Raw genomic sequence first — 10,241 nt, 5'->3', positions numbered from 1 at the left:
CGGATGCTGCGTCACTTTGTGTTTCTGTATTTTGCTGTGCGGCTGCAGGCGTGGATACTCCAGCAACAAAAATACCCGCAGCCAATGCGACCAAGCTGACACTATGTGCCAGACGATGGCCAAACCCGTTTACCAATCCAGCTTTGCCGGTTTTTATTACCTGCATTACGCAGACCCCCATTCTCGAAAGTTTTTTCCCAAAACGCAAATGATTGTCATTTGCTTGTGTTGGGTGAGACGGGATTTGCGTTCAGACTCAGTAAGATAAATTTCAGTTTTTTTGATTTTTGTGTCGATAAAGACCGGAAACCGAAGAAATCCGGGCTTTTCAGATTGCTGCTATGCTCAGTAAATAACGGTCATTAGGGGTGTTATCGAGATATTTTGGACACCAAGTTCCCGTGAAATCAGTTCAAGTCCAGCCTGAGGATCGGTCATATCGAAGACACCACTGACAAGCTTGCGTGCCGCAGCCTCGTTCGCAATCATGATTTTGCCGCGCTGATACCGTGAGAATTCCGAGACAACTTCGCGCAGAGTAACGCGATCAAATATCAGCTTGCCTTTTTGCCAACTAAGCGCCCTTTCAGGATTGATTGTCGAAACTGGGCTGATTGAACGGCGGTTATAACGAGCGGCCTGATTTTCCGCCAAAATCGCTATTTGTTTTGATGTTGCCGAGTTCGGTTTGACTTCAACCTGATGTTCCAGCACGGCCACATTGGTGTGGCCATCAAAACTGTTAACGATAAACCGTGTGCCCAAAGCCTGCACCTGGCCATGCGGCGAGGTGACGGTGAAAACACGCTTGTCCGCATGTTCCACCGGGACCGCTTGAAAGTCTGCAAGTCCGCTAATCAATGCGATATTTCGGGTTTGATCGGTAAACTGAACCGCTATTGCACTATCGGGTCCCAGGGTGACGATGCTACCATCCTCAAGTGTAATGGCCCGAACTTCCCCAACAGCAGTGTGGTAATCAGCACTTAGGAAAACGATCAGGTCACCAACCATAACGCGGGTTGAAGCAATCGCCAGCAGAAAACTTGCGGCAAGTGCGACGTAGCCCCAGCGACGATTCTTTGCCAGCGAGGCTTTGGATGGCGGTTTTGCCAGATGCTTAAGCTCAACAACCTCTGATGAAGGACTCTCGGTTGTGCGATCTGTCGATTTGATCGCATCATCCATTACAGCAAGCGCGTTATTGGCCTCTATGAAAGCTTGCTGGTTTTCCGGCGCTGCATCCAACCAAACATTGAGCTCTTCATGCTCAAATGCGCTGAGGTCGCCATTGACCAGTTTCGCAACCCAATTGGCCGCGGTCAGATCAATGTTTTTCTGTGTTTCTCGCATTTGGCTCACGTTACCAACCTGCATTTGCCGACAATTCGGACAAAGCGTCCTTATCTGTTGGACGATAAAACTGCAAGAAATGCGTAAAAACTTTGTGCAGTTTCATTATCGGCCTTCCCGCATGCGCTTCATCACATGGGCAATTGCGCGCGCGACATGTTTCTGAACAGAACTGTCAGAAATAGCTAGTTGTTCGGCCGCTTCGCGATAGGTCAGCCCTTCAATGCGTACAAGAGTAAAGATTTTACGCGTTTTGTCAGGTAGCTCATCAAGCGCGCGACGTACATATTCAAGTTCCGATTGCCCCCCAACGATCTGTTCTGGCGAGGGTGAATTATTGGGAATGACATCAAGGGGAATGTCTTTGGCGCCTGCGACCGGGTTTCGCTTTTGTGCCCGGACATGATCAATCGCAAGATTATGGGCAACGCGGTACAGATAGGAACGGACATGGGTGACTTTGTTTGCCTTATCGGGGCTGGCATGTTCTGACACACGCAAAAATGTCTCCTGTGTCAGATCCATTGCTGTATCCGTATCACGCAAAAGACGCGTCAGATAAATCTGCAATTCCCTTTGGTGAGACTGGAAGAGTTTTTTGAGGTCAGTTATTGCCAAGTCACATACCTGACTAAGGTGATGGGTTTTTAAGGAGTTATCAAAAATAATACTCATTCGCAATTAATTAGTTGTGCTGGGCGTATGAAGTTTGCATCCTGCACCTGTGTGCAGAGAATGTGTGTGGTTCCCTGAATAAAGCTTGGGAAAGCAACCGTTTGCGTCGGCCCATACAGAAGCAGTCTGAAAAGTATGAAGTTAAACACCATGTTTCCGGAAAGCTGCGTCGTGCAAAAACTGGCATTAACTCGGGATGGATCTTTCGGAAGCTTTGGTGCCACGGACATTTTGAAAGCGACCGTTGCGATAATATATAGGCAACGCCTTGGTCAGGAGGAAATCGAAAGTCTGGCGAACAGATATCTGCACACACAGGAACAGCAAATACGGCTGGCCTTCGAGTTTCCTCAACGACGCGACAGTTTCACGATAGGACGATTGGCTGCGAAGCTTGCTTTGGAATGTCATTTGGATGATGTGTCACCAAATGATGTCGCCATAGGCAGTGGTGTCTTTCACCAGCCTATTATTATGGGCGCATCTGTCAGATGTTGTGAACTTGGTGTTTCGATTTCTCATTCGGACCAGATTTGTGTTGCCGTTATTCACCATAAAGGCCACCCGATCGGCGTTGATGTTGAAAACCTGGCTGAGGCCGATGTTGTGCCCGTGTTGAGTGATGTTAACGCGCGTTTAAGGCAGCACTTCTTCAAACTGTCTCTGAATGAATATGAGGCTGCATCAATACTTTGGGTCGGACGGGAAAGCTTGGGAAAGGTACTGACAACAGGTATGACTGTGCCGCCAAAACTGTATGAGCCGAGCTCAGTATCGGAAGTGGGAGCAGGGTTCAAATTGAGCTACAAGACCTTCACGCAATACCAGACCCAAGTTATGGCAATTGACAAAGCATGGTTGGCGATGACGTTTCCGGCACAGACAAAAATTGATTTCGGGTGGCTGGGGGCACTTACTGGTTGGCGTAACCCTAATATCTCTTCCCGAAGCGCGAAACGGCTCTAGGCTGGAGGAAAGGTGCCAGACTTTATTGTACGTGACAGCAGTGTTTACAGAATGTCATCACTGCTCCATCGCTCTTCATCTTCCCCTCCAAAATCAGTCAGAAGTACTTACTCGCCTGAATTGTCATAATTCGGGGGTATGCATTTGGGTAATTACCCATAGCTCCGGCAAAGACGTGTTCGTCAGGATATAGGATGAACAATCGCCATCTTAGTCTACCGAGAAAACGGCGGCCATTTCCTGTCTGAGGATGTCAATATAGGTTTGCGAGAAGCTTGATATTTCGATGTCGTCGCGCCGTGCAATCCATGTGGAAAAGATCGTTTTTTCCTTGATCGGGATCACACGGAGTTCTGCGGCGCGAGCTTCCAGTCCGTCAACAGTGAAACAATCCAGAACGGCCACGCCAAGGTTCTGCTGTACAAGGCCCAAAACGGTGGTGCCGAACCGGGCACGAATTTCAATCTGATATTCAAGACCGTGCTCATCAAAAATTTGCGACAAAACCCTGCCATAGGGATCATTGGTGTCGATGCCGATTAGGGGGCATTGCGCGATCTGAGCCGCCGAAACTGAAGCATATTGGGCCAAAGTATGATCCTGATGACACACGCACACCAGATGACCCTCGGCAAGCGGTTCAAACGTGATTGACGGATGGTCGAAGCGATAGCTCATACATACGAAATCACCTTTACCCAAAAGAAGAAAGTCGATTGCTTCTTCGATTTTGAGGATTTCGATATTCATCCGGATGTCGGGATAGCGACGCTTGAGCCCGGCAGCAGCACGCGGGACCATGACATGGGCGATGCTTGGGACCGAGGCCAAAGACACATTAACGTCATGCCCCCGTTCGAGCTGTGAAATCGAAAAATTCAGATCCCGTAGTTTTTTGTCGATTTCCTGCATCTGCATGAAAACCTGCTGTGCAGCGGGGGTTGGGACATAACGGCCGCCCGTGCGGGTAAACAGTGCAACCCCCAAAGAGGTTTCAAGATGCTTCATCGTGCGTGAGATGCCCGGTTGGGAGACATTAAGCATTTTTGACGCACCGGTAATCGAACCAGAAATCATCACGGCACGCATCACCTCAATCTGGCGAAGGGTTAGACTGGTTTCGGATCGTTTGTTCATGACAGTTAAACCGGTAATGATGCTCAAATTATAACCAAAAGTTATGTTTTTCTTCCAAATTGGTATTTGCGTTAATGTCTCGAAATTGTCAAATTCTAATAAGTCTCAACTGCGCGTCAGAAAATTAAAAGCAAGACGCAGACAGACAGTGGGAATTCAAACGATCACATCGCGGCACCAGTGTGCCGACGGGAGGAAACTATGAAAAAATTACTTCTGGGAGCGGTTGCCGCTCTTTCAGTCATGTCGTCTGCTGCCTTTGCGGCCGATTATCCGGAACGCGAAGTCCTTGGCGTTGTTATGTGGGGTGCAGGCGGTGCGACCGATACGGTTGCACGTGCCGTTAACCCGGCAGCCGAAGAAGCCCTTGGTAAACCGATTGTCGTGCTGAACAAATCAGGGGGTGCAGGTGCGCTTTCGACCTCGTTCGTAAATGCTGCACCGTCGGATGGTTATACCCTGTTGTACGGGGCGGAAAACCCGCAGCTTCATCCGGTAATGGGCCTGACCAATCTTGATTATGCGTCGTTCTATCCGGTGAATATTCTGGGCCGTGGCGTTGCGGTGATTACGGTTCCGCAGGATTCAAAGTACCAGACCATGGAAGACCTGTTGGCTGATATTAAAGCCAATCCGGGCAATGTCGTTATGGGATCAACCGGTCCCGGTGGCCTGCCGAGTACCGTTGGCGCATTGATCAAAAACGCAACCGATTTTGAAGTGATCGGCATTCCGTTTGATGGTGAAGGCCCCGGCCTGACCGCGATGCTCGGTGGTGAAGTTGACTTTATGCCAGCGGGTATTTCGGCGGCTGCGGAGCAGATCAAAGCGGGTAAAATGCGCGCACTTGCCGTCGTGAATACGGAGCCGGTTGATGCACTTCCGGGTGTTCCGGCAATTACCGATGCGGTTCCGGAAATGGAAAAGTATCTGCCATGGGGGCCGTTCTATGGCGTATTCATCAAGCGTGACGTACCCGAAGATATTCGCAACAAACTTGTCGATGTCTATGCCAAGGCAGCCGACGCAGAAGAATTCAAAACCCTGATGCGCAATCGCGGTAATGTTATGATGAACATTTCCGGTGATGAAGCAGATGCCTTCCTTAAAAAATGGCAACAGGTTACCTCGTGGGTACTGTTTGACACCGGTGCGGCAAAGATCAGCCCGGAAGAACTGGGCATTGATCGTCCGTAAGCCAACGCCCAAGACCATCCCCGGTGTTAAAAGGTGCCGGGGGTTGTCTTATCCCTGACTTTGGGAGGTCTTTATGTCAAACGCACCCTCAGAACGCCCCGCTGAGCTGGTCTTTGCGGTTATCATATCCGTATTCAGCGTCGTCGCATTCTGGCAGGCATATGAAATTTCGGGCTTTTCAAGTTCGCATAGCGCGGGCGTTTTCCCGATGCTTGCCGCCGGTACCATGGTGTTGAGTTCATTTATCATTCTGTGCAAAACGGCAACGTCATCTGTGCCAAGTCACCGGACGATTGAAGAGCTGCGCCTTTTTTTCCGACAGGTTTTGCCGTTCCGGCAGTTCGCTATTCTGGTTTTAATGGCGGCCTATCTTTTCAGCATGCCATGGCTCGGGTTTATCGTCAGTTCCGGGTTGTTCCTGCTGATTTCATTTAGCTATTTGTGGGGCAAAGGCATCCTTGCCACACTCAGCGTGACTGCAGCATCCCTTGCCAGCATCTATTTCATTTTCCGTGTGGTGTTTCAGGTCGTTCTGCCCCAAGGCGAGTGGTTCAGAGGATTATTTTAAGCCATGGATATTCTTTCGAATTTTGCCATGTCGTGGATGGATCCGTGGTTGTTGAGCCTGACGGCACTCGGAACTCTAGCCGGGATTTATGTCGGCGCCATTCCGGGCCTTTCGGTCACGATGGCGACCTCCATCCTGATTTCATTTACGTTCAAATGGCCGGTCAACGAAGCCCTTGCCCTGATTGCAGGTGTTTTTGTCGGCGGGGTTTATGGCGGATCGCGCACTGCGATTTTGCTAAATATTCCCGGCGCGCCGAGTGCGATAGCAACTGCCCTTGAAGGATACCCCATGGCCAAGCGTGGCGAGGCCGGGGAAGCCATCGGTCTTACGACGGTTATGTCTGTGATGGGCGGGTTTATCGGTATTCTGGCCCTGGCATTGTTTGCGCCGGTCATTTCCGATTTCGCCATTCTGTTCCAGTCGCGCGACTATCTGTTGCTAGGGTTGATTGGTATTCTTCTGGTGGGAACTCTTTCTGGGGAAAGTTTTGCCAAGGGCGTATTCTCCGGCGCGCTTGGGGTTTTGATCGGAATGGTAGGTCTTGATCCAATGACGGCAGAGGGGCGATTTACCTTTGGGTCGATCGACTTGATGGGTGGCATTCCCTATGTCGCGGCGATGATTGGTTTCTTCGGGGTTGCCGAGGCACTGGTCCAGCTCCATCAGCTTGATCTTAAAGCCGTAAAGCAAAAGATTGACCGGATCATCCCGCGTTTCCGTGACATTAAAAGATACTTCTGGCTGGCCATCCGGACGTCCGGGATCGGGACGATTATCGGGGCCTTACCAGGGACTGGCGGAGATATTGCCGCATTGCTGGCCTATGATCATGCAAAACGCTCGACCAAGAATCCCGAGGTGCCATTTGGCAAAGGGGCAAAAGAAGGCCTGGTTGCCCCGGAAACCGCAAACAATGCGGCGGTTGGTGGTGCGTTCATTCCGATGCTGACGCTGGGCATTCCGGGTGATGCGGTGACGGCTGTCATTATCGGGGCACTGTTTATCCATGGCCTTAAGCCCGGTCCGCTGATGCTGGTGGAAACACCGCACCTGTTCTGGTTTACGGTTGGGAACCTGACGCTGGCCAATATCTTTTTGCTGATCTTTGGCCTGACGGGGATCAAAGTTTTTACCAAGATCGTCGAATGTCCGAAGGCGATCCTTATTCCGTTGATTATCGTGCTGTCGGCGGTCGGGACCTATGCCATTCAGAACAACCCGGTTCATATATACTGGATGCTTTTGTTCGGGGTAGTTGGCTATTTCATGAAGGTTTATGGCTTTCAGGTGGGGCCGGTCATTCTGGGGGTTATTCTAGGCCCGATGATGGACACCAATTATCGTCGGACCATGATTGCCGCCCGTGGTGACCTTGGAAGCTTCCTTTGGAACCTTGTTTCACACCCGATCACGTTGGTTCTGACCCTTTCCCTGATCCTGATGATCCTGTCACAGACACCGCTGAAACGCTGGGTCATGGATTATCTCGCAAAACGAAAAGAAGTCCGATGAACGTTGCCACGCCCACCATCACCGGCACGACGGTTTGTTATCCCCTGTTTGGTCACCCGGTGGCACAGGTCAGCACGCCGCCGACCATCAATGAATGGTTCGTACGCCAATCGATTGATGCGGTGATGTTTGCTATTGATACGCCGCCCGCCGCCGCAGACGAGTTCTTTCGCCTGTTGCGGACTTGGCAAAATTGTGGGGGTTGTTCCATCACGGTTCCCCACAAACAGGCTGCTTTCCGCGTTGTCGATGAGTTGACCGGACGCGCACATCGGTCTTCGTCGGTCAATATTATCCGCCGTCTGGATGACGGGCGTCTGATCGGGGATATGACTGACGGGTTGGCGATGATCGAAGCCCTGAAGCTCAATGGCGTTGGGGTTTCTGGCAAATCGGCAATGCTGGTTGGCGGCGGCGGCGGTGCCGGGGCGGCAATTGCCGATGCCTTATGCGAAAGCGGTGTTGCGACGCTTTATCTCGTCGAACGTGACGAGAAACGCCGCGATTACATATTTGCCGCTCTTACCCGTGTTTATCCAGACGTTTCGGTTGTCCTGACAGCGCCCGATGCACCCGAAAGCATCGATATTGCGATTAATGCGACCGCGCTTGGCATGCAGCAAAACGATCCCTTGCCGTTTGATCCTATCGTCGTGCGCAAGGACGGCATCGTCGCCGACGTTGTGACCAAGCCCGCTGAAACGGCTTTGTTGAGGGCGGCGGAGCGTTTGGGGCGCAAAGTCCAGACTGGCAAGGAAATGGCGACGGCTCAACTTGAATTCCAGATGCGCCATCTTGCACTTTGGCCGGGGGTGCAAAGCTCTGACGCTGTGGGGGGGGAATTGATATGAAAACCTCAATTGCAACCGTCTCAATCAGTGGTGATCTCGGTGAAAAACTGCATGCTATTGCGGCGGCGGGCTTTGACGGGCTGGAGATTTTCGAAACCGATTTTCTGACCTATGACGGAACCCCGGCCGATGTCGCAAAAATGATCCGTGATCACGGGTTGGAAATCTATTTGTTTCAGCCATTCCGCGATTTTGAAGGCATGCCCGACGACCATTGCATTCAGGCGTTCGATCGGGCCGAGCGCAAGTTCGATTTGATGGAGGAACTTGGAACCGACCTTATGCTGGTTTGTTCGAATGTATCACCGGTATCGCTTGGCGGAATCGATCGGGCGGCAAATGATTTGCGTGAACTTGGCGAACGGGCCCAAAAACGCGGACTTCGCATCGGCTATGAAGCCCTTGCATGGGGACGTCATATCAATGATCACAGGGACGCTTGGGAAATTGTGCGCCGTGCCAATCATGACAATGTTGGCCTGATCGTCGACAGTTTTCATACGCTGGCGCGGGGGACGGATGTCAACTCGATCCGGGCCATTCCGGGCGACAAGATTTTCTTTGTCCAGCTTGCAGATGCGCCGCGTATTGATATGGATCTTTTGCATTGGAGCCGTCATTACCGCAACATGCCAGGTGAAGGAGACTTACCGGTCATGGAGTTCATGCAGGCGGTTGCGGCAACCGGTTATGACGGGCCCTTGTCGCTTGAAATCTTTAATGACCAGTTCCGTGGCGGTTCACCCAAGGCGATTGCGGTGGATGGCAAACGGTCGCTTGTTTATCTGATGGATCAGGTCCGCCGACGCGAACCCAATATCAAGATCAGCACGCCTGAAATTGCCGATCGCATCAATGTCAAAGGCATCGAGTTCATCGAATTTACCGCCGATGAAAAAGAAGCCGAAGACCTTGCCGATATTTTCCGCACCCTTGGGTTTGTTTTGTGCGGAAAGCATGTTTCAAAAAACGTTTCGCTTTGGCGTCAGGGGAATATCAATCTTTTGATCAATACCGAGCGCGAAGGGTTCGCCCATGCGGCCTATATCATGCATGGCACATCTGTTTGCGATATCGGGTTGCGGGTCGATGATGCGGCGGCGACGGTCCAGCGTGCCGAAGTATTGGGGGCGTCGATTTTTGAACAGCCACTTGGCCCCGGCGAGTTGAAAATACCGGCGATTCGGGGTGTTGGCGGCGGTTTGATGCATTTCATCGATGATCAGAGCGAACTTGCCCATATGTGGGAAACCGAGTTCAAACCTAGTCGCGAGAATACGGAAGTTTCGCCAATTGGTCTGACGTCGGTGGACCATATCGCCCAGACGATGAATTATGAGGAAATGCTCACCTGGATCCTGTTTTACACATCGATTTTCAATACGCACAAAATGCCGATGGTCGATGTGGTTGATCCGGCTGGATTGGTGCGCAGCCAGGTGATTGAAAATGAAACCGGGTCCTTGCGCTTAACGCTCAACGGGGCGGAAAGCCGCAAGACACTTGCCGGGCATTTCATTGCTGAGACATTCGGGTCCGCCGTACAGCATGTGGCGCTTGGATGTGATGACATTTTCGCGACGGCAAAATCCCTTGTGGTAAAGGGTTTTCATCCGCTTGAGATTTCATCAAACTACTATGATGACGTTGCCGCACGTTTCAGCCTGTCCGAGGATTTTGTTGCAAAACTTCGGCAATATAACGTTCTTTATGATCGTGACGATTACGGCGAATTCTTTCAGATTTTCAGTGCCAATCACGCGGACGGGTTCTTTTTCGAGATTGTTGAACGTTGTGGTGGCTATGGCGGTTATGGTGCGCCAAATGCACCGTTCCGCATTGCTGCCCAAAAGCGTTTGATGAAATCAGCGCCGATCGGCGCATAGTCGCCAACATACGATAACGTGCGATAATTTTTCCGGCACGTGCCGAAAGTGCGTTCAAGCGTTCCGTATTGGAAGCGATGGGAAATTGTCAGA

At 51.2% G+C, this 10,241-nt stretch carries 9 protein-coding genes; 6 read left to right on the top strand and 3 right to left on the bottom strand.

Annotated elements, in window-relative coordinates; translation table 11 throughout:
* Positions 1-345: 345 nt before the first annotated feature.
* Positions 346-1,377 carry a FecR family protein gene (locus B3Z49_RS05690; RefSeq protein WP_296988780.1) on the bottom strand — a complete coding sequence of 344 codons (1,032 nt, stop codon included), beginning with the start codon at positions 1,375-1,377 and terminating at the stop codon, positions 346-348.
* A gap of 81 nt (positions 1,378-1,458) precedes the next feature.
* Entirely contained in the window at positions 1,459-2,028 is a 570-nt protein-coding gene (locus tag B3Z49_RS05685; protein WP_296988778.1) for an RNA polymerase sigma factor, read from the bottom strand.
* Between the two features lie 135 nt (positions 2,029-2,163).
* On the opposite strand from B3Z49_RS05685, the gene B3Z49_RS05680 reads away from it, so the two are divergent.
* On the top strand, positions 2,164-2,994 hold the full coding sequence (locus B3Z49_RS05680; protein ID WP_296988775.1) for a 4'-phosphopantetheinyl transferase family protein: 831 nt from the start codon (positions 2,164-2,166) through the stop codon (positions 2,992-2,994).
* 210 nt (positions 2,995-3,204) lie between these two features.
* Here B3Z49_RS05680 and B3Z49_RS05675 read toward each other — a convergent pair whose 3' ends face one another.
* A complete protein-coding gene (locus B3Z49_RS05675; protein ID WP_296988772.1) occupies positions 3,205-4,131 on the bottom strand; it encodes a LysR family transcriptional regulator in 927 nt (308 codons plus the stop codon).
* 201 nt (positions 4,132-4,332) lie between these two features.
* Here B3Z49_RS05675 and B3Z49_RS05670 point away from each other — a divergent pair, with 201 nt between their 5' ends.
* The 5 genes from B3Z49_RS05670 to B3Z49_RS05650 all read left to right on the top strand — a co-directional run bounded on the left by B3Z49_RS05670 (position 4,333) and on the right by B3Z49_RS05650 (position 10,148).
* A complete protein-coding gene (locus tag B3Z49_RS05670) occupies positions 4,333-5,328 on the top strand; it encodes a Bug family tripartite tricarboxylate transporter substrate binding protein (RefSeq protein ID WP_296988771.1) in 996 nt (331 codons plus the stop codon).
* Between the two features lie 73 nt (positions 5,329-5,401).
* Entirely contained in the window at positions 5,402-5,896 is a 495-nt protein-coding gene (locus tag B3Z49_RS05665) for a tripartite tricarboxylate transporter TctB family protein (protein ID WP_296988769.1), read from the top strand.
* 3 nt (positions 5,897-5,899) lie between these two features.
* On the top strand, positions 5,900-7,411 hold the full coding sequence (locus B3Z49_RS05660) for a tripartite tricarboxylate transporter permease (protein ID WP_296988766.1): 1,512 nt from the start codon (positions 5,900-5,902) through the stop codon (positions 7,409-7,411).
* Positions 7,408-8,262 (top strand): shikimate dehydrogenase family protein, encoded by an 855-nt coding sequence (locus tag B3Z49_RS05655; protein WP_296988764.1) that lies wholly within the window; start codon positions 7,408-7,410, stop codon positions 8,260-8,262. Before B3Z49_RS05660 ends, B3Z49_RS05655 begins: the two co-directional genes overlap by 4 nt.
* Positions 8,259-10,148 carry a bifunctional sugar phosphate isomerase/epimerase/4-hydroxyphenylpyruvate dioxygenase family protein gene (locus tag B3Z49_RS05650; protein WP_296988762.1) on the top strand — a complete coding sequence of 630 codons (1,890 nt, stop codon included), beginning with the start codon at positions 8,259-8,261 and terminating at the stop codon, positions 10,146-10,148. The genes B3Z49_RS05655 and B3Z49_RS05650 overlap by 4 nt, the downstream gene beginning before the upstream one ends.
* Positions 10,149-10,241 lie beyond the last annotated feature (93 nt).

Origin of the sequence: Thalassospira sp. UBA1131, assembly GCF_002311515.1 — a bacterium.
GTDB lineage: Bacteria > Pseudomonadota > Alphaproteobacteria > Rhodospirillales > Thalassospiraceae > Thalassospira.
The sequence above is the reverse complement of the archived record's forward strand: the minus strand, read 5'-3'. Positions and strand labels throughout refer to the sequence as shown.